The 22,056-nt window shown below is 65.9% G+C and carries 34 protein-coding genes and 1 pseudogene; 3 read left to right on the top strand and 32 right to left on the bottom strand.

All coding sequences use genetic code 11. The features are described 5' to 3' along the window. Nucleotides 1-96: 96 nt before the first annotated feature. From ACOBQB_RS32260 to ACOBQB_RS32115, 30 genes and pseudogenes are all read right to left on the bottom strand, one after another. Nucleotides 97-1,119 carry a DNA-directed RNA polymerase subunit alpha gene (locus ACOBQB_RS32260; protein ID WP_016645160.1) on the bottom strand — a complete coding sequence of 341 codons (1,023 nt, stop codon included), beginning with the start codon at nt 1,117-1,119 and terminating at the stop codon, nt 97-99. Nucleotides 1,120-1,238: 119 nt separating this feature from the next. Continuing rightward, nucleotides 1,239-1,643 (bottom strand): 30S ribosomal protein S11, encoded by a 405-nt coding sequence (rpsK, locus tag ACOBQB_RS32255; RefSeq protein ID WP_423596723.1) that lies wholly within the window; start codon nt 1,641-1,643, stop codon nt 1,239-1,241. Between the two features lie 65 nt (nt 1,644-1,708). Further along, nucleotides 1,709-2,089 (bottom strand): 30S ribosomal protein S13, encoded by a 381-nt coding sequence (gene rpsM, locus ACOBQB_RS32250; RefSeq protein ID WP_423596721.1) that lies wholly within the window; start codon nt 2,087-2,089, stop codon nt 1,709-1,711. A gap of 207 nt (nt 2,090-2,296) precedes the next feature. Beyond that, nucleotides 2,297-2,410 (bottom strand): 50S ribosomal protein L36, encoded by a 114-nt coding sequence (gene rpmJ / locus ACOBQB_RS32245; RefSeq protein WP_003948619.1) that lies wholly within the window; start codon nt 2,408-2,410, stop codon nt 2,297-2,299. A gap of 58 nt (nt 2,411-2,468) precedes the next feature. Continuing rightward, nucleotides 2,469-2,690, bottom strand: coding sequence for a translation initiation factor IF-1 (gene infA, locus ACOBQB_RS32240; RefSeq protein WP_003948620.1), 222 nt, complete (start codon nt 2,688-2,690; stop codon nt 2,469-2,471). Nucleotides 2,691-2,852: 162 nt separating this feature from the next. Next, nucleotides 2,853-3,695: a type I methionyl aminopeptidase gene (gene map / locus ACOBQB_RS32235; protein WP_423598899.1), complete on the bottom strand. Its 843-nt coding sequence runs from the start codon at nt 3,693-3,695 to the stop codon at nt 2,853-2,855. 139 nt (nt 3,696-3,834) lie between these two features. After that, entirely contained in the window at nt 3,835-4,488 is a 654-nt protein-coding gene (locus ACOBQB_RS32230) for an adenylate kinase (RefSeq protein WP_423596719.1), read from the bottom strand. Further along, entirely contained in the window at nt 4,488-5,801 is a 1,314-nt protein-coding gene (gene secY, locus ACOBQB_RS32225) for a preprotein translocase subunit SecY (RefSeq protein WP_423596717.1), read from the bottom strand. The genes ACOBQB_RS32230 and secY overlap by 1 nt, the downstream gene beginning before the upstream one ends. Nucleotides 5,802-6,026: 225 nt before the next feature. Beyond that, nucleotides 6,027-6,482 carry a 50S ribosomal protein L15 gene (gene rplO / locus ACOBQB_RS32220; RefSeq protein ID WP_062775150.1) on the bottom strand — a complete coding sequence of 152 codons (456 nt, stop codon included), beginning with the start codon at nt 6,480-6,482 and terminating at the stop codon, nt 6,027-6,029. Between the two features lies 1 nt (nt 6,483). Further along, entirely contained in the window at nt 6,484-6,666 is a 183-nt protein-coding gene (gene rpmD, locus ACOBQB_RS32215; protein ID WP_005481207.1) for a 50S ribosomal protein L30, read from the bottom strand. After that, nucleotides 6,666-7,274, bottom strand: a complete 609-nt coding sequence (rpsE, locus tag ACOBQB_RS32210; RefSeq protein ID WP_127912612.1) for a 30S ribosomal protein S5 — start codon at nt 7,272-7,274, stop codon at nt 6,666-6,668. The genes rpmD and rpsE overlap by 1 nt, the downstream gene beginning before the upstream one ends. Before the next feature lie 64 nt (nt 7,275-7,338). Beyond that, nucleotides 7,339-7,722, bottom strand: coding sequence for a 50S ribosomal protein L18 (gene rplR / locus ACOBQB_RS32205; protein WP_127912613.1), 384 nt, complete (start codon nt 7,720-7,722; stop codon nt 7,339-7,341). Nucleotides 7,723-7,725: 3 nt separating this feature from the next. Further along, the gene (gene rplF / locus ACOBQB_RS32200) at nt 7,726-8,265 is read right to left on the bottom strand and encodes a 50S ribosomal protein L6 (RefSeq protein WP_125514479.1); all 540 of its coding nucleotides are present in this window, start codon (nt 8,263-8,265) and stop codon (nt 7,726-7,728) included. Nucleotides 8,266-8,286: 21 nt separating this feature from the next. Then, nucleotides 8,287-8,685 (bottom strand): 30S ribosomal protein S8, encoded by a 399-nt coding sequence (gene rpsH / locus ACOBQB_RS32195; RefSeq protein ID WP_028812365.1) that lies wholly within the window; start codon nt 8,683-8,685, stop codon nt 8,287-8,289. A 219-nt stretch (nt 8,686-8,904) separates the two neighbouring features. Beyond that, nucleotides 8,905-9,090 carry a type Z 30S ribosomal protein S14 gene (locus ACOBQB_RS32190; protein WP_003956452.1) on the bottom strand — a complete coding sequence of 62 codons (186 nt, stop codon included), beginning with the start codon at nt 9,088-9,090 and terminating at the stop codon, nt 8,905-8,907. A 5-nt stretch (nt 9,091-9,095) separates the two neighbouring features. Further along, entirely contained in the window at nt 9,096-9,653 is a 558-nt protein-coding gene (rplE, locus tag ACOBQB_RS32185; protein WP_062775145.1) for a 50S ribosomal protein L5, read from the bottom strand. Next, nucleotides 9,653-9,976 (bottom strand): 50S ribosomal protein L24, encoded by a 324-nt coding sequence (gene rplX / locus ACOBQB_RS32180; protein WP_030685463.1) that lies wholly within the window; start codon nt 9,974-9,976, stop codon nt 9,653-9,655. The genes rplE and rplX overlap by 1 nt, the downstream gene beginning before the upstream one ends. Nucleotides 9,977-9,978: 2 nt before the next feature. Then, a complete protein-coding gene (rplN, locus tag ACOBQB_RS32175; protein WP_003974257.1) occupies nt 9,979-10,347 on the bottom strand; it encodes a 50S ribosomal protein L14 in 369 nt (122 codons plus the stop codon). 108 nt (nt 10,348-10,455) lie between these two features. Beyond that, entirely contained in the window at nt 10,456-10,740 is a 285-nt protein-coding gene (gene rpsQ, locus ACOBQB_RS32170) for a 30S ribosomal protein S17 (protein ID WP_125514477.1), read from the bottom strand. Continuing rightward, nucleotides 10,740-10,964, bottom strand: a complete 225-nt coding sequence (gene rpmC, locus ACOBQB_RS32165; RefSeq protein WP_127912615.1) for a 50S ribosomal protein L29 — start codon at nt 10,962-10,964, stop codon at nt 10,740-10,742. Before rpmC ends, rpsQ begins: the two co-directional genes overlap by 1 nt. Further along, nucleotides 10,964-11,383 carry a 50S ribosomal protein L16 gene (gene rplP / locus ACOBQB_RS32160; RefSeq protein WP_014047785.1) on the bottom strand — a complete coding sequence of 140 codons (420 nt, stop codon included), beginning with the start codon at nt 11,381-11,383 and terminating at the stop codon, nt 10,964-10,966. Before rplP ends, rpmC begins: the two co-directional genes overlap by 1 nt. Nucleotides 11,384-11,388: 5 nt before the next feature. Further along, nucleotides 11,389-12,222: a 30S ribosomal protein S3 gene (rpsC, locus tag ACOBQB_RS32155; protein ID WP_055564829.1), complete on the bottom strand. Its 834-nt coding sequence runs from the start codon at nt 12,220-12,222 to the stop codon at nt 11,389-11,391. Further along, complete coding sequence (gene rplV / locus ACOBQB_RS32150; RefSeq protein WP_004571827.1) at nt 12,222-12,569, bottom strand: 50S ribosomal protein L22; 348 nt, start codon at nt 12,567-12,569, stop codon at nt 12,222-12,224. The genes rpsC and rplV overlap by 1 nt, the downstream gene beginning before the upstream one ends. Nucleotides 12,570-12,611: 42 nt before the next feature. Next, nucleotides 12,612-12,893 carry a 30S ribosomal protein S19 gene (gene rpsS, locus ACOBQB_RS32145; protein WP_030782571.1) on the bottom strand — a complete coding sequence of 94 codons (282 nt, stop codon included), beginning with the start codon at nt 12,891-12,893 and terminating at the stop codon, nt 12,612-12,614. Between the two features lie 12 nt (nt 12,894-12,905). Then, nucleotides 12,906-13,742 carry a 50S ribosomal protein L2 gene (gene rplB, locus ACOBQB_RS32140; RefSeq protein WP_030782576.1) on the bottom strand — a complete coding sequence of 279 codons (837 nt, stop codon included), beginning with the start codon at nt 13,740-13,742 and terminating at the stop codon, nt 12,906-12,908. Between the two features lie 39 nt (nt 13,743-13,781). Next, complete coding sequence (gene rplW, locus ACOBQB_RS32135) at nt 13,782-14,201, bottom strand: 50S ribosomal protein L23 (RefSeq protein ID WP_125514474.1); 420 nt, start codon at nt 14,199-14,201, stop codon at nt 13,782-13,784. After that, nucleotides 14,201-14,854 (bottom strand): 50S ribosomal protein L4, encoded by a 654-nt coding sequence (gene rplD / locus ACOBQB_RS32130; protein WP_423596709.1) that lies wholly within the window; start codon nt 14,852-14,854, stop codon nt 14,201-14,203. The genes rplW and rplD overlap by 1 nt, the downstream gene beginning before the upstream one ends. Nucleotides 14,855-14,862: 8 nt before the next feature. Continuing rightward, nucleotides 14,863-15,507, bottom strand: coding sequence for a 50S ribosomal protein L3 (gene rplC / locus ACOBQB_RS32125; RefSeq protein ID WP_030782583.1), 645 nt, complete (start codon nt 15,505-15,507; stop codon nt 14,863-14,865). Between the two features lie 14 nt (nt 15,508-15,521). Next, complete coding sequence (rpsJ, locus tag ACOBQB_RS32120) at nt 15,522-15,830, bottom strand: 30S ribosomal protein S10 (protein ID WP_003948644.1); 309 nt, start codon at nt 15,828-15,830, stop codon at nt 15,522-15,524. A gap of 452 nt (nt 15,831-16,282) precedes the next feature. Continuing rightward, nucleotides 16,283-16,520: pseudogene (locus ACOBQB_RS32115) on the bottom strand (hypothetical protein); the annotation flags it as partial. Nucleotides 16,521-16,767: 247 nt separating this feature from the next. Between ACOBQB_RS32115 and ACOBQB_RS32110 the strand changes: the two are divergent. The 3 genes from ACOBQB_RS32110 to ACOBQB_RS32100 are packed head-to-tail and all read left to right on the top strand — an operon-like array spanning nt 16,768 to nt 18,400. After that, nucleotides 16,768-17,769 carry a helix-turn-helix domain-containing protein gene (locus ACOBQB_RS32110; RefSeq protein WP_423596707.1) on the top strand — a complete coding sequence of 334 codons (1,002 nt, stop codon included), beginning with the start codon at nt 16,768-16,770 and terminating at the stop codon, nt 17,767-17,769. 29 nt (nt 17,770-17,798) lie between these two features. Next, a complete protein-coding gene (locus ACOBQB_RS32105) occupies nt 17,799-18,146 on the top strand; it encodes a hypothetical protein (protein WP_423596705.1) in 348 nt (115 codons plus the stop codon). After that, a complete protein-coding gene (locus tag ACOBQB_RS32100) occupies nt 18,143-18,400 on the top strand; it encodes a hypothetical protein (protein ID WP_423596703.1) in 258 nt (85 codons plus the stop codon). Before ACOBQB_RS32105 ends, ACOBQB_RS32100 begins: the two co-directional genes overlap by 4 nt. A 164-nt stretch (nt 18,401-18,564) precedes the next feature. Here the strand turns inward: ACOBQB_RS32100 and tuf are convergent, their stop codons facing one another. Beyond that, nucleotides 18,565-19,758: an elongation factor Tu gene (gene tuf / locus ACOBQB_RS32095; RefSeq protein WP_358577467.1), complete on the bottom strand. Its 1,194-nt coding sequence runs from the start codon at nt 19,756-19,758 to the stop codon at nt 18,565-18,567. Between the two features lie 143 nt (nt 19,759-19,901). Further along, a complete protein-coding gene (fusA, locus tag ACOBQB_RS32090) occupies nt 19,902-22,028 on the bottom strand; it encodes an elongation factor G (RefSeq protein WP_423596701.1) in 2,127 nt (708 codons plus the stop codon). Nucleotides 22,029-22,056: the final 28 nt, after the last annotated feature.

The raw sequence follows: 22,056 nt of genomic DNA, 5'->3' as shown, positions 1-22,056 counted from the left end.
GGTCAGTGGATCCCGCGCCCCTGAAAAGGGGCGCGGGGAACTGCGCGACCAGCCACAACGGTCCCGCAGCCAAAATCGAACCGTCAGTCCGAACTCTTAGTACTGCTCGGTCTCGACGAACCCGGCGTCCGCGTCGTCGTCGGCGCCAAAGGCGTCCGCGGCGGCGGTCGGGTCGAAGCCGGGAGGCGAGTCCTTCAGCGCGAGACCCATCCCGTTGAGCTTCATCTTGACCTCGTCGATCGACTTCGCACCGAAGTTGCGAATGTCGAGCAGGTCCGCCTCGGAGCGGGCCACGAGCTCGCCCACCGAGTGGATGCCCTCGCGCTTGAGGCAGTTGTACGACCGAACGGTGAGCTCCAGCTCCTCGATCGGCAGCGCCAGGTCGGCGGCCAGGGCGGCGTCCGTCGGGGACGGGCCCATGTCGATGCCCTCGGCGTCGATGTTGAGCTCGCGGGCCAGACCGAACAGCTCGACCAGGGTCTTGCCGGCCGACGCCATGGCGTCACGCGGACGCATGGCCTGCTTGGTCTCGACGTCGACGATCAGCTTGTCGAAGTCGGTGCGCTGCTCGACACGGGTCGCCTCGACCTTGTACGTGACCTTGAGCACCGGCGAGTAGATCGAGTCGACCGGGATGCGCCCGATCTCCTGACCGACCTGCTTGTTCTGGACGGCGGAGACGTAGCCGCGGCCGCGCTCGACGGTCAGCTCCATCTCCAGCTTGCCCTTGCCGTTGAGCGTGGCGAGGACGAGGTCGGGGTTGTGGACCTCGACACCGGCCGGCGGGGCGATGTCAGCGGCGGTGACCAGACCCGGACCCTGCTTGCGCAGGTACATGACGACGGGCTCGTCGTGCTCGCTGGAGACGACCAGCTGCTTGATGTTGAGGATCAGGTCGGTGACGTCCTCCTTGACGCCCGGCACGGTGGTGAACTCGTGCAGGACACCGTCGATGCGGATGGACGTGACAGCCGCACCCGGGATCGAGGAGAGGAGCGTACGACGCAGGGAGTTGCCGAGGGTGTACCCGAAGCCCGGCTCCAGCGGTTCGATCACGAACCGGGAGCGGAATTCGTCGACGACTTCTTCGGTCAACGAGGGACGCTGAGCAATCAGCATGTTGCGATCCTTCAGTCAGGGGCACCCACTATTTGATGCCCTGAATTCACTACAAGGGTACGGGCGGCACGCCTCCGAAGAGCCGTACCGCCCGGAACCTCAAGACAGACTGCCGTGCGTCAGACGCGGCGGCGCTTGGGCGGACGGCAGCCGTTGTGCGGCGTGGGCGTCACGTCCTGGATCGAGCCGACCTCAAGGCCGGTCGCCTGGAGCGAACGGATGGCGGTCTCGCGACCGGAACCCGGGCCCTTGACGAAGACGTCGACCTTGCGCATGCCGTGCTCCTGCGCGCGACGGGCAGCCGACTCGGCGGCCATCTGCGCGGCGAACGGCGTGGACTTGCGCGAGCCCTTGAAGCCGACGTGGCCGGCGGAGGCCCACGAGATCACGTTGCCGGTCGGGTCCGTGATGGACACGATCGTGTTGTTGAACGTGCTCTTGATGTGAGCGTACCCGTGGGCAACGTTCTTCTTTTCCTTGCGGCGCACCTTCTTGGCAGCGCCCTGACGACCCTTGGGGGGCATCTATAACTCCTACGGGAGGTGGTCGGTCCTGCAGCGTCAGCTGTCGATAGACCGCTGAGCGAGGACTACTTCTTGCCCGGCTTCTTCTTACCGGCAATGGCGCGACGCGGGCCCTTGCGGGTGCGGGCGTTCGTGCTGGTGCGCTGACCGTGGACGGGCAGGCCACGACGGTGACGCAGACCCTGGTAGCAGCCGATCTCGACCTTGCGGCGGATGTCGGCCTGAATCTCGCGACGGAGGTCACCCTCGGTCTTGATGTTGGCGTCCACGTACTCGCGGATCTTGACGAGGTCTTCCTCGGTCAGGTCGCGGACGCGGGTGTTGCGGTCCACCTCGGTGGCGTCCAGCGTCTGCTGGGCCAGCGTGCGGCCGATGCCGAACACGTAGGTGAGGGCAACCTCGATGCGCTTGTCGCGCGGGAGGTCAACGCCTTCAACGCGTGCCATTCATGGCTCCTGTTGATTCTTCGGAGGTCTTCAGCAGAACCACTCCCAGACGCCGTCCTCTTCCACTGGAGAAGATTTGGTACGTACTGGGTCCCCGGCCTCCGACCGGGGGTGTCGCCCTCCATTACCAAAGGAACTGAAGAGGGACGGGTCCTGCATATGTGTATTACGTGCGTCGCGCGAAACTCTGCGAACTGCAGTCGTGCGTCAGCCCTGGCGCTGCTTGTGGCGCGGGTTGTCGCAGATGATCATGACCCGGCCGTGACGGCGGATCACCCTGCACTTGTCGCAGATCTTCTTGACGCTCGGCTTGACCTTCATTGGGTGAGGTTCTCCGGGTCAGTGCCACCACCCCGCCGCGGCGGAGTGCGGGCAAGATCTACTTGTACCGGTAGACGATCCGGCCACGCGTCAGGTCGTACGGAGACAGCTCCACCACGACCCGGTCGTCAGGGAGGATGCGGATGTAGTGCATACGCATCTTGCCGCTGATGTGTGCCAGGACCTGGTGGCCGTTCTGGAGCTCCACCTTGAACATGGCGTTCGGAAGAGACTCGACGACAGTGCCTTCGATCTCGATGGCACCTTGCTTCTTGGCCACGCTTCGCCCTTCGAATCGACTACCTTGATCGGCCACGTACGGGCACATCTCCGAATGGAGACACACGTATGCACGAGAGCCGACGCGTCAGTCTACGTCAGCACACCCCGAAAGACGAATCGAGAAAGTCTGCCCCACGACGGAGATCCTTAAGCAAGGGGGTCACGCTCGGCCCAACGGATCCGGCGCCGCCGTCACCCCGTACTCCGCCAGCTTCGCCCGACCGCAGTCCGGAGCCGTCAGCACCAGCGGACCCTCCTCCGTCAACGCCACCGAGTGCTCCCAGTGCGAGGACCACGTGCCGTCCGTCGTGATGACCGTCCAGTCATCCTCCAGGACCTCCGTGCGGGGAGTGCCGAGGGAGACCATCGGCTCGATCGCGAGGCAGAAGCCGGGGACCAGCTTGGGGCCCTTGCCGCGGCGGCGCTCGACGTAGTTCAGGAGGTGGGGGTCCATGTGCATCTCGGTGCCGATGCCGTGGCCGCCGTAGTCCTCGATGATCCCGTACTTGCCGCCGCCCGGCTTCGGCTGGCGGCGGATGTACGTCTCGATGGCGCGGGAGATGTCCACGAGCCGGTTGCCCTGCTTCATGGCCGCGAGACCGGCCCACATCGACTCCTCGGTCACCCGGGAGAGCTCGATCAGCTCCGGGGCGTGACCGGTGCCGACGAACGCGGTGTACGCCGCGTCGCCGTGCCAGCCGTCGATGATCGCGCCGGCGTCGATGGAGATGATGTCGCCGTCCTTGAGGACGGTCTTGTCGTCGGGGATGCCGTGGACGACGACCTCGTTGACCGAGGTGCAGATCGTGGCGGGGAAGCCGCCGTACCCGAGGAAGTTCGACTTCGCGCCGTGCTCGGCGATCACCTTGCGGGCGACCTCGTCGAGATCCCTGGTGGTGGCGCCGGGCACCGCCGCCTCACGCGTGGCGGCGTGAATCGCGGCGACGACAAGGCCCGCCTCACGCATCTTCGCGATCTGCTCGGGGGTCTTGATCTGCACCATGGGGCTTCCGCTCTCCGTCATCCGTCGACAATCCGGCCGCGTACGCACAACACAACCGGCTACGTACACGCGACACGTACGTAGACAACAGTACGGCCGCGGTCCCCCGACGGGCACCGCGGCCGAAACAGCGTACTGACTACTTGTCGCCCTTCAGGGCTTCCATCGCACGCTCGGTGACCTCGTCCACCTTGCCGAGCGCCGAGATCGTGACGACCAGACCCTGGGTCCGGTAGTAGTCGATGATCGGCTCGGTCTGCGTGTGGTAGACCTCAAGGCGCTTGCGGACGGTGTCCTCGCTGTCGTCCGAGCGCTGGTACAGCTCACCGCCGCAGACGTCACAGACGCCCTCCTGCTTCGGCGGCGAGTACGTCACGTGGAAGACGTGGCTGGACTCCTTGCGGCAGACGCGACGGCCGGCGATCCGCTTGACGACCTCGTCCTCGGGGACCTCCAGGTCCAGGACGGCGTCGAGCTTCACGTCATCGGCCTTCAGCGCCACGTCCAGCGCCTCCGCCTGCGAGACGTTGCGCGGGAAGCCGTCGAGCAGGAATCCGTTCACGGCGTCCGGCTGCGCCATGCGCTCCTTCGCCATGCCGATCGTCACTTCGTCGGGCACGAGGTTGCCGGCGTGGATGTACTCCTTCGCCCGCTTGCCCAGCTCCGTGCCCTGGCTCATATGGGCACGGAAGAGGTCGCCCGTGGAGATGTGCGGGATCGACAGGTTCTTGGCGAGGTACGCGGCCTGCGTGCCCTTGCCCGCACCGGGCGGCCCGACGAGGACGATTCGCATCAGCGGAGGAACCCTTCGTAATTGCGCTGCTGGAGCTGGCTCTCGATCTGCTTCACGGTTTCCAGACCCACACCCACGATGATGAGGATGCTCGTCCCGCCGAACGGGAAGTTCTGGTTTGCCCCGAAGCCCACCAACGCCATCGTCGGCACAAGAGCGATCAGACCCAGATACAGCGAACCCGGCCAGGTGATCCGGTTGAGTACGTAGCTCAGGTACTCAGCGGTCGGACGGCCAGCCCGGATGCCCGGGATGAAGCCACCATACTTCTTCATGTTGTCGGCGACTTCCTCGGGGTTGAAGGAGATCGCGACGTAGAAGAAGGCGAAGAAGACGATCAGGATGAAGTACGTGGCGATGTAAATCGGATGGTCACCCTTGGTCAGGTTCGCCTCGATCCACGTCTTCCATCCCGCATTGCCGCCCGCGAACTGGGCGACCAGCGCCGGAATGTAGAGCAGCGAAGAGGCAAAGATCACAGGGATGATGCCCGCCTGGTTCACCTTCAGCGGGATGTACGTCGACGTCCCCCCGTAGGATCGGCGGCCGATCATGCGCTTCGCGTACTGGACGGGGATGCGCCGCTGCGCCTGCTCGACGAAGACCACCAGGCCGACCATGACAAGACCGACTGCGATGACGGTGCCGAACTCGATCCAGCCATCGGCCAGCGAGCCCTGCTCCTTGATGGCCCACAGGGCGGCCGGGAAGGTCGCGGCGATCGAGATGAACATCAGGATCGACATGCCGTTGCCGATGCCGCGGTCGGTGATGAGCTCACCGAGCCACATCACGCAGGCCGTACCGGCGGTCATCGTGATGACCATGGTGATGGTGACGAAGATCGACTGGTCGGGGACGATCTCGCTGGCGACGGGGCAGCCCTGGAAGAGGGTGCCGGTGCGGGCGGTGGCCACCAGGCCCGTGCCCTGAAGGATCGCGAGCGCGATCGTCAGATAGCGCGTGTACTGCGTGATCTTCGCCGTGCCGGCCTGACCCTCCTTCTTGAGGGCCTCAAGCCGGGGGATCACCACGGTCAGCAGCTGCAGAATGATGCTCGCCGTGATGTACGGCATGATGCCGAGCGCGAAAATCGTGATCTGGAGCAGCGCGCCACCACTGAACATGTTGACGAGACCGAACAAGCCCTGAGTCTGACTCTGATTGTCGATACAGGCCTGGACGTTCTTGTAGCTGACCCCGGGAATCGGCACATGCGTACCCACCCGGTAGATCACGATGATGCCGAGCGTGAAGAGCAGCTTCTTGCGCAGGTCGGGCGTCTTGAACGCCCGGGCGAACGCGGTGAGCACGGTGCCTCCTGCGACCCCCGCGCGCGTGCGCCAGAGGTGGTGGTCTTGAGGTTCGACGAATACGTATCAGTCAACAAAACCGTGCGGGCAGACCGCACGGAGCTTAGACAGTGCACGCCACCTTACCGGCGTCCGTGCCCCCCTTGGAACGACCAACCGGGGATGCCCCTTTTGTGGGGCATCCCCGGCTGGGAATCGCTCATGTCATCGACACGTCTGAGGAAGTCAGACGAGCTCGGTGACAGTACCGCCCGCGGCGGTGATCTTCTCCTTGGCGGAGCCGGAGACGGCGTCGACCGTCACCTGCAGCGCCACGGTGAGCTCACCCTGGCCGAGGACCTTGACGAGGCTGTTCTTGCGAACGGCGCCCTTGGCGACGAGACCCTCGACGGTGACCTCGCCACCCTCCGGGTACAGCGCGCTCAGCTTGTCGAGGTTCACGACCTGGAACTCGGTCTTGAACGGGTTCTTGAAGCCCTTGAGCTTCGGGAGACGCATGTGGAGGGGCATCTGGCCACCCTCGAAGCGCTCCGGAACCTGGTAACGGGCCTTGGTGCCCTTGGTACCACGACCAGCGGTCTTACCCTTGGACGCCTCACCACGACCCACACGGGTCTTGGCGGTCTTGGCGCCCGGGGCGGGCCGGAGGTTGTGGACCTTCAGCGGGTTCTGCTCCGCCATGTCAGTCGACCTCCTCAACCGTCACGAGGTGGCGGACGGTGTGCACCATGCCGCGGAACTCGGGACGGTCCTCCTTGACGACCTGCGTGTTGATGCCCTTGAGACCAAGGGAACGCAGGGTGTCGCGGTGGTTCTGCTTGCTGCCGATGTACGACTTCGTCTGCGTGATCTTGAGCTGTGCCATTACGCAGCACCAGCCCCGGCACGCGCCCGCAGCAGAGCCGCGGGAGCGACGTCCTCAAGCGGCAGACCACGGCGAGCCGCGATCTCCTCGGGACGCTGCAGACCCTTGAGGGCCGCCACGGTCGCGTGCACGATGTTGATCGCGTTCGACGAACCGAGCGACTTCGACAGGATGTCGTGAACGCCGGCGCACTCGAGCACGGCACGCACCGGGCCACCGGCGATAACACCGGTACCGGGGGAAGCAGGCTTGAGCAGGACGACGCCCGCGGCCTTCTCGCCCGTGATCGGGTGCGGGATGGTGCCCTGGATACGGGGGACCTTGAAGAAGTGCTTCTTGGCCTCCTCAACACCCTTGGCGATGGCGGCCGGCACCTCCTTGGCCTTGCCGTAACCGACACCCACGGTGCCGTCACCGTCGCCCACCACGACCAGCGCGGTGAAGCTGAAGCGACGACCACCCTTCACAACCTTGGCGACGCGGTTGATCGCGACAACGCGCTCAACGTACGCGGTCTTCTCGGCGGCGGCGTTGCCACCGTCGCGACCCTTCCGGTCCCGCCGCTCGCCGCCACCGGCACCGCCACCGCGGCGCTGGGGTCCAGCCATTGGAATTACCTCTCTCTGTTTCCGCTAGCTACGCAGTGACACAAGTCGCTGCGCGACGGACGACTCAGAACTTGAGTCCGGCTTCGCGGGCGGCGTCCGCCAGGGCGGCGATGCGCCCGGCGTACTGGTTACCACCACGGTCGAACACGACAGTCTCGACACCGGCGGCCTTGGCGCGCTCGGCGACCAGGGCGCCGACCGACTTGGCGGCCGCGGACTTGTCGCCCTCGGCGCCGCGGATCGTGCTGTCCAGGGTCGACGCCGACGCAAGGGTGTGACCCTTGATGTCGTCGATGACCTGGGCCACGATGTGGCGGTTGGAGCGCGTCACGACCAGGCGCGGACGCTCAGCCGTACCCGAGATGTGCTTACGGATGCGGATGTGACGACGCTTGATGGCAGCACGCTTGTAAGCGTCGCCCTTAGCAATCTTGACACCGTATGCCATGGCTTACTTACCCGCCTTTCCGACCTTGCGGCGGATGACTTCGCCTTCGTACTTGACGCCCTTGGCCTTGTACGGGTCAGGCTTGCGCAGCTTGCGGATGTTGGCCGCAACCTCGCCGACCTTCTGCTTGTCGATGCCCTCGACCGAGAACTTGGTCGCCGATTCGACCTTGAAGGAGATGCCCTCGGGCGCCTCGATCAGGATCGGGTGGCTGTAGCCGAGCGAGAACTCCAGGTTGGAGCCCTTCGCCAGGACGCGGTAACCGACACCGCTGATTTCGAGCTTCTTCACGTAACCCTGGGTCACGCCGGTGATCATGTTCGCCACCAGCGTGCGGGACAGGCCGTGCAGGGCCTTGTTCTGACGCTCGTCGTTCGGGCGGGTGACGTTCAGAACGCCGTCCTCACCCTTAGCGATCTCGATCGGCGCGACGACGGTGTGGCTCAGGGTGCCCTTGGGACCCTTGACCGCGACCGTCTGGCCGTCGATGGTGACGTCCACGCCGGCGGGAACCGTGATGGGGAGCTTGCCAATACGCGACATTAGCTATTCCTCCGTTCCCGACTACCAGACGTAGGCGAGGACTTCCCCACCTACGCCCTTCTTGCCTGCCTGCTGGCCGGTCAGAAGACCGTGCGACGTGGAGATGATCGCCACGCCGAGGCCGCCGAGGACCTTGGGCAGGTTGGTGGACTTCGCGTAAACCCGGAGACCGGGCTTGGAGATCCGCTTGATGCCCGCGATGGAGCGCTCACGGTTCGGGCCGAACTTCAGCTCGAGAACGAGGCTCTTGCCAACCTCGGCGTCCTCGACCTTCCAGCCCGTGATGAAGCCCTCCTGCTGGAGGATCTCCGCGATGTGAGACTTGATCTTGCTGTGCGGCATCGCCACGGTGTCGTGGTACGCCGAGTTCGCGTTACGCAGACGAGTCAGCATGTCCGCGATCGGATCAGTCATGGTCATGAATTGGCCTTCGGCCTCTCTCGCCGGGGTTTCCTATCTGCGCCATCCCTCTCCCCACTCAGAGGCGGGACGGGTGCGGCGCGGGGACCTACGGCGTAGTAAGTCGGTCAGGGCGGCAGACGCCCAACCCTCCTAGCCTAAGCCATGGAGAGCGGGGCCTCTGCCGACCCTTTACTTACCGAGAGATCCAGGAGTCCTAAAACCCTTGAAAAGGGAGGACTACCAGGAGCTCTTGGTCACGCCCGGCAGCTCGCCACGGTGAGCCATCTCACGAAGGCACACGCGGCAGAGGCCGAACTTGCGGTAGACGGAGTGCGGACGGCCGCAGCGCTGGCAGCGGGTGTACGCACGCACACCGAACTTGGGCTTACGAGCAGCCTTGGCAATCAGAGCCTTCTTCGCCATCTCGCTTACGCCTCCTTGAACGGGAAGCCGAGGTGACGAAGGAGCGCACGGCCCTCAGCGTCGTTGGTCGCCGTGGTGACCACGGTGATGTCCATACCCCGGACGCGGTCGATCTTGTCCTGGTCGATCTCGTGGAACATGACCTGCTCCGTGAGACCGAAGGTGTAGTTGCCACGGCCGTCGAACTGCTTGGGGGACAGACCGCGGAAGTCGCGGATGCGCGGCAGCGCGAGCGACAGGGTGCGGTCCAGGAACTCCCACATGCGGTCGCCACGGAGCGTGACGTGGCAGCCGATCGGCTGACCCTCGCGCAGCTTGAACTGCGCGATGGACTTCCGGGCCTTCGTCACGGCCGGCTTCTGGCCGGTGATCGTGGTGAGGTCGCGGATGGCACCGTCGATCAGCTTCGAGTCACGGGCGGCGTCGCCGACACCCATGTTGACCACGATCTTGACCAGGCCGGGGATCTGCATGACGTTCTCGTACGAGAACTCCTCACGCAGCTTGCCCGCGATCTCCTCGCGGTACTTCGTCTTGAGACGCGGAGTGGTGGTGGTCGTCATCAGATGTCCTCACCCGTCCGCTTGGCAACGCGGATCTTGTTGCCCTCGTCGTCGAAGCGGTAACCGACGCGCGTGACGACCTTGTTGCCGTCCTTCTCCACGACCAGCTGGACGTTGGAGACGTGGACGGGGGCCTCGGTCGTCACGATGCCACCGGCCTGCGAGCCGCTGGCGGTCGGGCCGGCCTTCGTGTGCTTCTTGACCCGGTTGACACCCTCGACCAGGACGCGCTCCTCGCGCGGGTAAGCGGCAATGACCTTGCCCTGCTTGCCCTTGTCCTTACCGGTGATGACCTGGACCAGGTCGCCCTTCTTGATCTTCATGCTTACAGCACCTCCGGCGCGAGCGAGATGATCTTCATGAACTTCTTCTCGCGCAGCTCACGGCCGACGGGGCCGAAGATACGGGTGCCGCGAGGGTCGCCGTCGTTCTTCAGAATGACGGCGGCGTTCTCGTCGAAGCGGATGTACGAGCCGTCCGGACGGCGGCGCTCCTTGACGGTGCGAACGATGACCGCCTTGACGACGTCACCCTTCTTCACGTTGCCACCGGGGATCGCGTCCTTGACGGTGGCGACGATGACGTCACCGATACCCGCGTAGCGGCGACCCGAGCCACCGAGAACACGAATGGTGAGAATTTCCTTCGCACCCGTGTTGTCGGCGACGCGAAGTCGCGACTCCTGCTGGATCACGTCTATCTCCTGATTGTCTGCCGGTTCCCGGCAGGGGCTGCTCTCTTACGAGATGGGCCCCTGCCGAGCCTGGCGGAACGAACTCCGAGGGGGGTGCCCCTCGGAGAATTACTTGGCCTTCTCGAGGATCTCGACGATGCGCCAGCGCTTGGTCGCCGACAGCGGACGCGTCTCCATCAGGAGGACGCGGTCGCCGACGCCGGCAGCGTTCTGCTCGTCGTGCGCCTTGAGCTTGTTCGTACGGCGGATGACCTTGCCGTACAGCGCGTGCTTGACGCGGTCCTCGACGGCGACGACGACGGTCTTGTCCATCTTGTCGCTGACGACCAGACCCTCACGGGTCTTGCGGAAGCCGCGGGTCTCGGTGTTCTCAGTCACGTTGCTCTCGCTCATCAGGCGCTCTCCACCGTCTCGATGCCCAGCTCGCGCTCACGCATCAGGGTGTAGATCCGCGCGATGTCCTTACGGACGGCCTTGAGCCGACCGTGGTTCTCGAGCTGGCCCGTCGCCGCCTGGAAGCGGAGGTTGAACAGCTCTTCCTTGGCTTCGCGGAGCTTGTTGACAAGCTCCTCGTCGCCCAGCTCGCGCAGCTCGGAAGCCTTGGTACCGGCCGACATCACGACTCACCTGCCTCGCGCCGGACGATGCGGCACTTCATCGGAAGCTTGTGAGCAGCGCGGGTGAGCGCCTCACGAGCAATCTTCTCGTTCGGGTAGGACAGCTCGAACATCACCCGACCGGGCTTGACGTTCGCGATCCACCACTCGGGAGAACCCTTACCGGAACCCATGCGGGTCTCGGCGGGCTTCTTGGTGAGCGGACGGTCCGGGTAGATGTTGATCCAGACCTTGCCGCCACGCTTGATGTGGCGGGTCATCGCGATACGGGCCGCCTCGATCTGGCGGTTGGTCACGTACGCCGGAGTGAGGGCCTGAATGCCGTACTCGCCGAACGCAACCTGCGTACCACCCTTGGACATACCGCTGCGCTTCGGGTGGTGCTGCTTGCGGTGCTTGACCCTACGGGGGATCAGCATTTCGGTCAGGCCTCCGTTCCGGTGCTCTCAGCAGCCGGAGCAGCGGCGGGCGCCTCGGCCTTGGGGGCCTCGGCGGCCGGAGCCGACTGCTGCGGCTTGCGACCGCGACCGCCACGCTCGCCACCGCGGCCACCACGGGCCGGGCGGTCGTTGCCACCACGGGCCGGGCGGTTGCCGGCGCGGGCAGCGGCGTTCTCGGCGCGGACCTCGGCGATGTTCTTGACGTCGCCCTTGTAGATCCAGACCTTCACGCCGATGCGGCCGAAGGTCGTCTTGGCCTCGAAGAAGCCGTAGTCGACGTTGGCGCGGAGCGTGTGCAGGGGCACGCGGCCCTCGCGGTAGAACTCCGAGCGGGACATCTCGGCACCGCCGAGACGACCACCACACTGGATCTTGATGCCCTTGGCGCCCGCCTTCATCGCCGACTGCATGCTCTTACGCATGGCACGACGGAAGGAGACGCGGGAGGACAGCTGCTCCGCCACGGCCTGGGCCACGAGCTGAGCGTCGACCTCGGGGTTCTTGACCTCGAGGATGTTCAGCTGGACCTGCTTGCCCGTGAGCTTCTCGAGGTCACCGCGGATGCGGTCGGCCTCGGCGCCACGGCGGCCGATGACGATGCCGGGACGAGCGGTGTGGATGTCCACACGCACGCGGTCACGGGTGCGCTCGATCTCCACCTTCGAGATGCCGGCGCGCTCCATGCCGGACGTCATCATCCGACGGATGGCGACGTCTTCCTTGACGTAGTCCTTGTACAGCTTGTCGGCGTACCAACGCGACTTGAAGTCGGTGGTGACACCGAGCCGGAACCCGTGCGGGTTTACCTTCTGGCCCATTACCGGGTTCCTTCCTTGCTGCTGACGACCACGGTGATGTGGCTGGTCCGCTTACGGATCCGGTAGGCACGGCCCTGAGCACGCGGACGGAACCGCTTCAGGGTCGGGCCCTCATCCACGTACGCCTCGCTGATGACCAGCGAAGAGGCGTCGGTGTGGTCGTAGTTGTGCGCGGCGTTGGCAATGGCGCTGTCCAGCACCTTGCCGACCGGCACGCTCGCGGCCTGCGGGGCGAAACGCAGGACCGCCTGAGCCTCCGTGGCATCCATGCCACGGATGAGGTCCACCACGCGGCGGGCCTTCATGGGCGTGACGCGGATGTACCGCGCCTGGGCCCTGGCTTCCATGGTTGTCCCTTCGGTGTTAGTCATAGTCGATTCCACCCCGCCTTAGCGGCGCTTCGACTTCCGGTCGTCCTTGACGTGACCCCGGAAGGTGCGCGTCGGCGAGAACTCGCCGAGCTTGTGGCCGACCATCGACTCGGTGACGAACACCGGGATGTGGGTCTTGCCGTTGTGCACCGCGATCGTGTGGCCCAGCATGCTGGGGATGATCATCGAGCGACGGGACCAGGTCTTGATGACGTTCTTGGTGCCGGCTTCGTTCTGGGCGTCCACCTTCTTTACGAGGTGGTCGTCGACGAAGGGCCCCTTCTTGAGACTGCGCGGCATCTAAACCCGCTCCTAGCGCTTCTTGTTCGACTTGCGGCGGCGGACGATGTACTTGTTGCTCGCCTTGTTGCGATCACGAGTACGACCCTCCTTCTTGCCCCACGGCGAGACCGGGTGACGACCACCGGAGGTCTTGCCTTCACCACCACCGTGCGGGTGGTCGACCGGGTTCATCACGACACCACGCACGGTCGGGCGGACGCCCTTCCAGCGCATGCGGCCGGCCTTGCCCCAGTTGATGTTCGACTGCTCGGCGTTGCCGACCTCGCCGATGGTGGCGCGGCAGCGGACGTCGACCAGGCGGATTTCACCGGACGGCATACGAAGGTGCGCCATGGCGCCTTCCTTCGCGAGCAGCTGCACGGAGGCACCCGCGGAGCGGGCGAACTTCGCGCCGCCGCCGGGCCGCAGCTCGATGGCGTGGATGGTCGTACCGACCGGGATGTTGCGCAGCGCCAGGTTGTTGCCGGGCTTGATGTCGGCGCCGGGGCCACTCTCGATCCGGTCACCCTGCTGCGTGCCGCGCGGGGCGAGGATGTAGCGCTTCTCGCCGTCCGCGTAGTGCAGCAGCGCGATGCGCGCGGTGCGGTTGGGGTCGTACTCGATGTGCGCGACCTTGGCCGGCACGCCGTCCTTGTCGTGACGACGGAAGTCGATCACGCGGTAGGCGCGCTTGTGTCCGCCACCCTGGTGACGAACGGTGATCCGACCGGCGTTGTTACGGCCGCCCTTGCTGTGCAGCGGGCGAACCAGCGACTTCTCCGGCGTGGACCGCGTTACCTCGACGAAGTCGGCGACGCTGGAGCCACGACGGCCCGGCGTAGTCGGCTTGTACTTGCGGATTCCCATTTCTCAGTCCTCGTCCGATATTCGGACCAGGGCACTCCGTTAGGAGGCCTGGCCGAAGATGTCGATACGGTCGCCCTCAGCAAGGGTCACAATCGCGCGCTTGGTGTCGGCACGCTTGCCGAAACCAGACTTGGTGCGCTTGCGCTTGCCCTGACGGTTGATCGTGTTGACTCCGGTGACCTTGACCGAGAAGACCGCCTCGACGGCCTGCTTGATCTGGGTCTTGTTGGAGCCGGGGGCCACGATGAACGTGTACTTGCCCTCGTCGAGCAGCGCGTACGACTTCTCGGAGACGACCGGCTTGACGAGGACGTCGCGCGGGTCCGAGAAGGACTTGCTCAGCGGAGTGGGCTCAACAGCGATCTTGCCCTCGGTCGCGATGCGCTTCGCCTTGGCGACACGCGCGGCCTTGGCGGCCTTCGCAGCCTTGGACGCGATGCTCTGGTGACGAATAGCCATCAGGCTTCGCTCCCTTCGGTCTCATTGGCCTTGGGGCCAGACACGAAGGACTCGAAGGCGGCCTTGGTGAAGACCACGTCGTCCGAGACGAGCACGTCGTACGTGTTCAGCTGGCCCGGCTCCAGGATGTGCACCTGGGGCAGGTTGCGGGCGGAGAGCAGCGACAGCTCGTCCGAGCGCTCGATGACCAGCAGCACGTTCTTGCGCTCGCTGACCTTGCTGAGCAGGCTCTTCGCGGCCTTCGTCGAGATCTCGCCCTCGACCACGCCGGAAACGACGTGGATGCGGGAGTTGCGCGCCCGGTCGGTGAGGGCGTGACGCAGAGCGGCAGCCTTCATCTTCTTGGGGGTGCGCTGGGAGTAGTCACGCGGCACGGGGCCGTGGACGACGCCACCGCCGGCGAACTGCGGCGCACGGGTCGAACCCTGGCGCGCGCGGCCGGTGCCCTTCTGGCGGTAAGGCTTCTTGCCACCACCACGGACTTCACCGCGGGTCTTGGTCTTGTGCGTGCCCTGACGGGCCGCGGCCAGCTGCGCGACGACGACCTGGTGGATCAGCGGGATGCTGATCTTCTCGACGTCGAAGATCTCCGCGGGGAGCTCGACCGTCCCGGTCTTGTCGCCTGCCGGCGAAAGGATGTCAATGGTGCTCATGGGTTACCTCAGGCCCCCTTGGCCGCGGTACGGACCAGGACGAGGCCGCCGTTCGGACCAGGAACCGCGCCCTTGATGAGCAGCAGACCCTTCTCCGCGTCAACGGCGTGGACGGTCAGGTTCTGGGTGGTGACCCGCTCGTTGCCCATGCGGCCCGCCATGCGCATGCCCTTGAAGACACGGCCGGGGGTGGCACAGCCACCGATGGAACCGGGCTTGCGGTGCACGCGGTGGGCACCGTGGGAGGCCTTGCCGCCGTGGAAGTTGTGACGCTTCATCACACCGGCGAAGCCCTTGCCCTTGCTCTTGCCGGTGACGTCGACCTTGATACCGGCCTCGAACGTCTCGGCGGTCAGCTCCTGGCCGAGGGTGTACTCGCTGGCACCAGCGGTACGGATCTCGACGAGGTGGCGACGGGGGGTCACGTCGGCCTTGGCGAAGTGGCCCTTGAGGGGCTTGTTCACCTTGCGCGGGTCGATCTCGCCGAAGGCGATCTGGACCGACTCGTAGCCGTCGCTGTCATTCGTACGGACCTGGGTAACGACGCAGGGCCCGGCCTTGACCACGGTCACCGGGACGACACGGTTGTTCTCGTCCCAGACCTGGGTCATGCCGAGCTTCTCGCCCAGGATGCCCTTGATCTGCTTGGTCATCTTCTTCGCGCCCTTCAGAGCTTGATCTCGATGTCAACGCCGGCCGGAAGGTCCAGGCGCATCAGCGAGTCAACGGTCTTGGGCGTCGGGTCGAGGATGTCGATCAGGCGCTTGTGCGTGCGCATCTCGAAGTGCTCGCGCGAGTCCTTGTACTTGTGCGGCGACTTGATGACGCAGTACACGTTCTTCTCAGTGGGCAGCGGCACCGGGCCCGCGACCGACGCACCAGTGCGAGTCACCGTCTCGACGATCTTCTTCGCCGAAGAGTCGATGACCTCGTGGTCGTAGGCCTTGAGCCGGATGCGGATCTTCTGTCCCGCCATGGCTACTTAGTAGTCCTGTCTCTCGTAACGCTCTGGAACCTGTGGGCCCTGTTTCACACTTCCTCCGACCCACGCGGTCGGGCGTGTCGCAGTCCCGCTGACAGAGATATCCGTACGGATTTCCCTGCTAAGGGGCTGCGGCCCAAAGCCGCATGGTCTGGGGGAAGAAACCCACCAGGCGCCTGGTCGAGCCCCCCGCTGACACTTCCCGAAAGATTCCCGTACGTCCGCCCCAGCGCTGCCGCAAGCGACAGATAAGGCGACGAGTACTGTGGGACTCGCTTCCGGTCCTCCCGGCGGGAGGCGCGCAGCATCGGCACTCAACCGAGCAACCCCGACAGTCTGCCACATGGGGCACGCCCGGGGCCAATCGAGCCGAGAAGACTACCCCGTGAGTGACGAAGGTCAAACCCGGCGTGGCGGCCCGCCCCGTCCGACGGTCCTGCACGTCGTTACGCCATTTCGTCACCGTAGGTAATCACCCATGGGTCGTGACAGGCGCCTGCGCCCCGCCCTGAGGACATCCTCGGGGTAAAAGTCTGGCCGGATCATGCCATACCGCAGTTCAAGGCCTCGGAGCTGCTTGGGGTTGTTCACAGGCCGCCCTGCGGCCACTCCCGGTGAACGCCCCACCGCCGATCCGTCCCGGAACTTCAGCATCCGGAACCCGTCCCCACGTACTCCGGTGTGGCGGGCGCCTTCCCTCAAGAAACGTGGGTGAGAAAGAACCCCACCAAGCCCCACCCCGCCCCGCGTCCAGCCTCACGCCCCGCTCACTCACGCGGGTGAACATCCCGGGTTCAGCTGGATCTGCGGCCCCCCAACTCCCTTACTCTCGGCGCCAGCAGGCAAAACAACCGCAGACATGCGACGGCCCCCGCCGGGACGGCAATCCCATTGGCGAGGGCCTGACCACCGAGGAAGAGAGAGCTTCCCGATGGACACCCAAAACCCTAGCGTGCCCCCGCGCGCCCGGTCCGCCGTGGGCGGCAGTCAATCCCACGCACGAGCGACCCAGCGGCCGCCAGCCCGGCCCGACGCTCATCGGCGGCGCACCGCCGCCCGCCCTTCCGGCATCGCTCACGACAACACCTGCCACACCACCCGCTTCACGGTGATCGGCAACCACCTCACCCAGCACCCGGAGCTCTCCCTCCTGGCGATCGGCCTCGCCTGCCACATCCAGTCGCTGCCCGCCGGGGCCCGCGCCGACATCAAGACGCTCGCCGCCCGCTTCCCGGAGGGCACGACCCGTATCGCCGCCGCCCTGCGCGAGCTGGAGGCCCACGGCTACCTGCGCCGCGAGCGCGAACGCACCCCCGCCGGCCGCATCGTCACCCGCACGATCTCCTGCAACCAGCCGGGCGCGGCCCGACAGCACCCGCTCGCCGCCGCTCCGCCGCGGACCCGACCGCCCGAGGCCAACGACCACCCGGCGCCGAACCCCCCGCCACGCAAGCAGCCACGCCCCCTCCCGGCCGTACCGCACCCCGCGTACCCGGCCCCCGCGCTCCTCCAGCAGGCCACCGCCCTCCTCGCGGACCTGCGCCACCACGACCCCCGTCTGCTCCTCTCCGCCCACGACACCGCCCACCTGGCCCCCGGCGTCGCCGCCTGGCTGGAACGCGACGTCGAGCCCGTCGCCGTACGCCACGCCCTCACCCGCGACCTGCCACCCGAGGGCCCACGCCGACCGGCCGCCCTGCTCGCCCACCGCCTCGCGGCCCTGCTGCCGCCACCCCCACCGTTCAGGGCCCCGGCCGCGGCCCCGCCACCCGCACGCCATCCCCTGCACAACTGCGACTCCTGCGACCGCGCCTTCCGCGCACCGGCCCCAGGCCGCTGCCGCGAGTGCCGGGCGACTCCATCCGCAGCCACTGAGCAGGGAGAACACCCCGCATGTCCACGTCCTCACACCCCATGCGCCTCGGCCGACTAACCTGGCCAGGGCACTACCGGGAGGACTCCATGAGCACACAGGCCGATCACGGACACGAGCTGGTCCCCCGCCCCGAGCAGACGCCGGACGCCCTCCGCGCCGCCCTCGCCATCGTCGCCCCCGCACGCCTGCCGGAGATGCAGCGGACCAAGGACGAGGCCTTCGCAAAGGCTGTCGAGTGGAAGTCCCTCAGCCCGGTGCAGAGCTGGGTCCTGGCCTGGGCCAGGGACATCGAGATCGCCCGCCGCCCCGACCTGGCGGCACGGCATGCCCATGCCATACGCCATCTGGAGCATGCGGACGCGGCCCTCGCCCATGCGGCACTGAGCGAGCTGAGCGCCGTCCTGGACGAGGCCATGAAGGCAGTACGGATGTGACCTGGAGCTGGGAGTACGCCTTCGCGGCGGAGGAATCCGCACGCACCGCGCCTCCGGACTTTCTCGCCGAGGTGGAACGCAAGGCGGAAGAACTGGTCAGGGCGGCCGAAGCACTGCACGTACATGGCCGCAGTCACCAAGGCGTCGACCCCAAGGGGGGCGACATCACCGTCCGAGGCGGAATGTTCCGGTACCAAATCGTCGTACGCAGCGAACGCGTCTACATCATCCAGCTCACCTACCTGGCCTTCTGAGGCCCTGGGCCAGGCACCGCACCCTGGCCCAGGCACCGCACACGAGAAAGGGCCCGTACGACCGAAGTCGTACGGGCCCTTCCGCTACTGCGTGTACTGCTGGTACTGCGATGCGCTCAGTTCAGAGCGACCGGGTCTCCCCGATCTTCAAGCAAGCGGGAAGCTTACTTGTTGATCTTGGTGACCTGGCCGGCGCCCACGGTCCGGCCACCCTCACGGATGGCGAACTTCAGGCCCTCTTCCATGGCGACGGGCTGGATGAGCTCGACGGTCATCTCGGTGTTGTCGCCCGGCATGACCATCTCGGTGCCCTCGGGGAGGGTCACGACGCCGGTCACGTCCGTGGTGCGGAAGTAGAACTGCGGACGGTAGTTGTTGAAGAAGGGGGTGTGACGGCCACCCTCGTCCTTCGACAGGATGTAGGCCTGGGCCTCGAACTCGGTGTGCGGCGTGACCGAACCGGGCTTGATGATGACCTGGCCGCGCTCGACGTCCTCGCGCTTGATGCCACGGAGGAGCAGACCGACGTTCTCACCGGCCTGGCCCTCGTCGAGCAGCTTGCGGAACATCTCGATGCCGGTGACCGTGGTGGTGGTCTTCTCGGTCTTGATGCCGATGATGTCGACGGTCTCGTTGACCTTGAGGACACCACGCTCGATACGACCGGTGACGACGGTGCCACGACCGGTGATCGTGAAGACGTCCTCGATCGGCATCAGGAACGGCTTGTCGACGTCACGCTCGGGCTCCGGGATGGACTCGTCGACAGCCTTCATCAGGTTGAGGACGGACTCACCCCACTCCTTGTCGCCCTCGAGCGCCTTGAGCGCCGAGACGCGCACGACCGGAAGGTCGTCGCCCGGGAACTCGTACTCGGAGAGGAGCTCACGGACCTCGAGCTCGACGAGCTCCATGATCTCCTCGTCGTCCACCATGTCGGCCTTGTTCAGGGCGACGACGATGTACGGAACGCCGACCTGGCGGGCCAGGAGCACGTGCTCCTTGGTCTGCGGCATCGGGCCGTCGGTGGCGGCGACCACGAGGATGGCGCCGTCCATCTGCGCGGCACCCGTGATCATGTTCTTGATGTAGTCCGCGTGACCGGGGCAGTCGACGTGGGCGTAGTGACGGGTCTCCGTCTGGTACTCGACGTGCGCGATCGAGATCGTGATACCGCGCTGGCGCTCCTCGGGAGCCTTGTCGATCTGGTCGAAGGCCGAGGCCTCGTTCAGGTCGGGGTACGCGTCGTGCAGCACCTTGGTAATGGCGGCCGTGAGGGTCGTCTTACCGTGGTCAATGTGACCGATGGTGCCGATGTTGACGTGCGGCTTAGTCCGCTCGAACTTCGCCTTCGCCACTGGGTCCTCCTGGGAGTGGTTCTGTACGCCTTGCTTCATCGGCGCCAGGTGATCTTTGCTGGGAAGCCAGCCGCCGGGGTTCTTGCCTTACGGGGTCGAACCCCGGCGGATGGTGTCAAGCCTAAAGCGTTAACTGGGGTGAGTTACTCGCCCTTGGCCTTCGCGATGATCTCCTCGGCGACGTTCCGCGGAACCTCGGCGTAGGAGTCGAACTGCATTGAGTAGCTTGCGCGACCCGACGTCTTGCTGCGGAGGTCTCCGACGTAGCCGAACATCTCCGAGAGGGGCACGAGGCCCTTCACGACGCGAGCGCCGCTGCGCTCCTCCATGGCCTGGATCTGGCCACGGCGGGAGTTGATGTCACCGATGACATCGCCCATGTAGTCCTCGGGCGTGGTGACCTCGACGGCCATCATCGGCTCGAGCAGCACGGGGCTGGCCTTGCGCGCGGCCTCCTTGAAGGCCTGCGAACCGGCGATCTTGAAGGCGAGCTCGGAGGAGTCGACCTCGTGGTAGGCGCCGTCGATGAGCGTGACGCGGACGCCCGTCATCTCGTAGCCCGCCAGGATGCCGAACTGCATGGCCTCCTGAGCACCCGCGTCCACCGAGGGGATGTACTCCTTGGGGATGCGGCCACCCGTGACCTTGTTCACGAACTCGTACGACGCGTCGCCGCCCTCGATGGGCTCGATCGCGATCTGCACCTTCGCGAACTGACCGGTACCACCGGTCTGCTTCTTGTGGGTGAAGTCCACACGCTCGACGGCCTTGCGGATCGTCTCGCGGTAGGCCACCTGCGGCTTGCCGACGTTCGCCTCGACGCGGAACTCGCGCTTCATGCGGTCGACGAGCACCTCAAGGTGAAGCTCGCCCATACCACCGATGATGGTCTGGCCGGTCTCCTCGTCCGAGTGAACGCGGAAGGAGGGGTCCTCCTCCGAGAGACGCTGGATGGCGACACCCAGCTTCTCCTGGTCGCCCTTGGACTTCGGCTCGATGGCGACCTCGATGACCGGCGCCGGGAAGTCCATGGACTCCAGGATCACCGGGTTCTTGTCGTCGGAGAGCGTCTCACCCGTGGTGGTCTGCTTCAGGCCCATGACGGCGACGATGTCACCGGCGCCCACCGAGGCGATCTCCTCACGCTTGTTCGCGTGCATGCGGTAGATCTTGCCGATGCGCTCCTTCTTGCCCTTGACGGAGTTCAGCACCGCGGTGCCGGCGTCCAGGCGACCGGAGTAGATCCGGACGAAGGTGAGCTTGCCGAGGTGCGGGTCGCTCGCGATCTTGAAGGCGAGGGCCGACAGCGGCTCGTCGTCGGACGGCTTGCGCTTGATGACCTGCTCCGGGTCCTTGACGTCGTGGCCCTCGATGGCCTCGACGTCCAGGGGGGACGGCAGGTAGCGCACGACCGCGTCGAGCAGGGGCTGGACGCCCTTGTTCTTGAACGCGGTACCGCAGAAGACGGGGGTGACGGTGGTGTCGCCGCCCTTGCCGGAGGCGATGGTGATGCGACGGATCGCCGCGTACAGCTGGTCCTCGGTGGGCTCCTGGCCCTCGAGGTACAGCTCCATCATCTCTTCGTCGTTCTCCGCGACGGCCTCGAGCAGCTTGCCGCGGTACTCCTCGGCAGCCTCGGTGTGCGTGTCGGGGATGTCGACGATGTCGTAGGCCTCGCCCATCTTGGTCTCGGCGGACCAGACGAAGGCCTTCATGGTGACGAGGTCGACGACGCCCTTGAAGTCAGCCTCTGCGCCGATGGGCAGCTGCATGACCAGGGGGGTCGCACCGAGGCGGTCGACGATCATGTCGACGCAGCGGTGGAACTCGGCACCCGTGCGGTCGAGCTTGTTGACGAAGCAGATGCGCGGGACGCCGTAGCGGTCCGCCTGACGCCACACGGTCTCGGACTGGGGCTCAACGCCGGCGACGCCGTCGAACACCGTCACGGCACCGTCGAGCACGCGGAGCGAACGCTCCACCTCGACGGTGAAGTCGACGTGGCCCGGGGTGTCGATGATGTTGATGGTGTGGTCGACGTCGTTCAGCGGCCAGTGACAGGTGGTAGCAGCAGAGGTGATCGTGATGCCACGCTCCTGCTCCTGCTCCATCCAGTCCATCGTCGCGGCGCCGTCGTGGACCTCACCGATCTTGTACGAGACACCGGTGTAGAACAGAATCCGCTCGGTGGTCGTCGTCTTGCCCGCGTCGATGTGGGCCATGATGCCGATGTTGCGCACCTTGGCCAGGTCAAGTGAAGTGGTAGCCATGTCGGCTCAGTCTTCTCTCGGTCTCGAT

This window comes from Streptomyces sp. G5(2025), assembly GCF_049542075.1.
Lineage (GTDB): Bacteria > Actinomycetota > Actinomycetes > Streptomycetales > Streptomycetaceae > Streptomyces.
This window is presented reverse-complemented; position numbering and strand designations above follow the sequence as displayed.

Excerpts from the sequence above, each read along its gene's own strand:
- ACOBQB_RS32260 (WP_016645160.1), bottom strand. The coding sequence starts at position 1,119 with ATGCTGATTGCTCAGCGTCCCTCGTTGACCGAAGAAGTCGTCGACGAA.
- rpsK (WP_423596723.1), bottom strand. The coding sequence starts at position 1,643 with ATGCCCCCCAAGGGTCGTCAGGGCGCTGCCAAGAAGGTGCGCCGCAAG.
- rpsM (WP_423596721.1), bottom strand. The coding sequence starts at position 2,089 with ATGGCACGCGTTGAAGGCGTTGACCTCCCGCGCGACAAGCGCATCGAG.
- rpmJ (WP_003948619.1), bottom strand. The coding sequence starts at position 2,410 with ATGAAGGTCAAGCCGAGCGTCAAGAAGATCTGCGACAAGTGCAGGGTG.
- map (WP_423598899.1), bottom strand. The coding sequence starts at position 3,695 with ATGGTGCAGATCAAGACCCCCGAGCAGATCGCGAAGATGCGTGAGGCG.
- ACOBQB_RS32230 (WP_423596719.1), bottom strand. The coding sequence starts at position 4,488 with ATGCGAATCGTCCTCGTCGGGCCGCCCGGTGCGGGCAAGGGCACGCAG.
- rplO (WP_062775150.1), bottom strand. The coding sequence starts at position 6,482 with ATGGCGGAGCAGAACCCGCTGAAGGTCCACAACCTCCGGCCCGCCCCG.
- rpmD (WP_005481207.1), bottom strand. The coding sequence starts at position 6,666 with ATGGCACAGCTCAAGATCACGCAGACGAAGTCGTACATCGGCAGCAAG.
- rpsE (WP_127912612.1), bottom strand. The coding sequence starts at position 7,274 with ATGGCTGGACCCCAGCGCCGCGGTGGCGGTGCCGGTGGCGGCGAGCGG.
- rplR (WP_127912613.1), bottom strand. The coding sequence starts at position 7,722 with ATGGCATACGGTGTCAAGATTGCTAAGGGCGACGCTTACAAGCGTGCT.
- rplF (WP_125514479.1), bottom strand. The coding sequence starts at position 8,265 with ATGTCGCGTATTGGCAAGCTCCCCATCACGGTTCCCGCCGGCGTGGAC.
- rpsH (WP_028812365.1), bottom strand. The coding sequence starts at position 8,685 with ATGACCATGACTGATCCGATCGCGGACATGCTGACTCGTCTGCGTAAC.
- ACOBQB_RS32190 (WP_003956452.1), bottom strand. The coding sequence starts at position 9,090 with ATGGCGAAGAAGGCTCTGATTGCCAAGGCTGCTCGTAAGCCCAAGTTC.
- rplE (WP_062775145.1), bottom strand. The coding sequence starts at position 9,653 with ATGACGACCACCACCACTCCGCGTCTCAAGACGAAGTACCGCGAGGAG.
- rplX (WP_030685463.1), bottom strand. The coding sequence starts at position 9,976 with ATGAAGATCAAGAAGGGCGACCTGGTCCAGGTCATCACCGGTAAGGAC.
- rpsQ (WP_125514477.1), bottom strand. The coding sequence starts at position 10,740 with ATGAGCGAGAGCAACGTGACTGAGAACACCGAGACCCGCGGCTTCCGC.
- rpmC (WP_127912615.1), bottom strand. The coding sequence starts at position 10,964 with ATGTCGGCCGGTACCAAGGCTTCCGAGCTGCGCGAGCTGGGCGACGAG.
- rplP (WP_014047785.1), bottom strand. The coding sequence starts at position 11,383 with ATGCTGATCCCCCGTAGGGTCAAGCACCGCAAGCAGCACCACCCGAAG.
- rpsC (WP_055564829.1), bottom strand. The coding sequence starts at position 12,222 with ATGGGCCAGAAGGTAAACCCGCACGGGTTCCGGCTCGGTGTCACCACC.
- rplV (WP_004571827.1), bottom strand. The coding sequence starts at position 12,569 with ATGGAAGCCAGGGCCCAGGCGCGGTACATCCGCGTCACGCCCATGAAG.
- rpsS (WP_030782571.1), bottom strand. The coding sequence starts at position 12,893 with ATGCCGCGCAGTCTCAAGAAGGGGCCCTTCGTCGACGACCACCTCGTA.
- rplB (WP_030782576.1), bottom strand. The coding sequence starts at position 13,742 with ATGGGAATCCGCAAGTACAAGCCGACTACGCCGGGCCGTCGTGGCTCC.
- rplW (WP_125514474.1), bottom strand. The coding sequence starts at position 14,201 with ATGGCTATTCGTCACCAGAGCATCGCGTCCAAGGCTGCGAAGGCCGCC.
- rplD (WP_423596709.1), bottom strand. The coding sequence starts at position 14,854 with ATGAGCACCATTGACATCCTTTCGCCGGCAGGCGACAAGACCGGGACG.
- rplC (WP_030782583.1), bottom strand. The coding sequence starts at position 15,507 with ATGACCAAGCAGATCAAGGGCATCCTGGGCGAGAAGCTCGGCATGACC.
- rpsJ (WP_003948644.1), bottom strand. The coding sequence starts at position 15,830 with ATGGCGGGACAGAAGATCCGCATCCGGCTCAAGGCCTACGACCACGAG.
- ACOBQB_RS32110 (WP_423596707.1), top strand. The coding sequence starts at position 16,768 with ATGGACACCCAAAACCCTAGCGTGCCCCCGCGCGCCCGGTCCGCCGTG.
- ACOBQB_RS32105 (WP_423596705.1), top strand. The coding sequence starts at position 17,799 with ATGAGCACACAGGCCGATCACGGACACGAGCTGGTCCCCCGCCCCGAG.
- fusA (WP_423596701.1), bottom strand. The coding sequence starts at position 22,028 with ATGGCTACCACTTCACTTGACCTGGCCAAGGTGCGCAACATCGGCATC.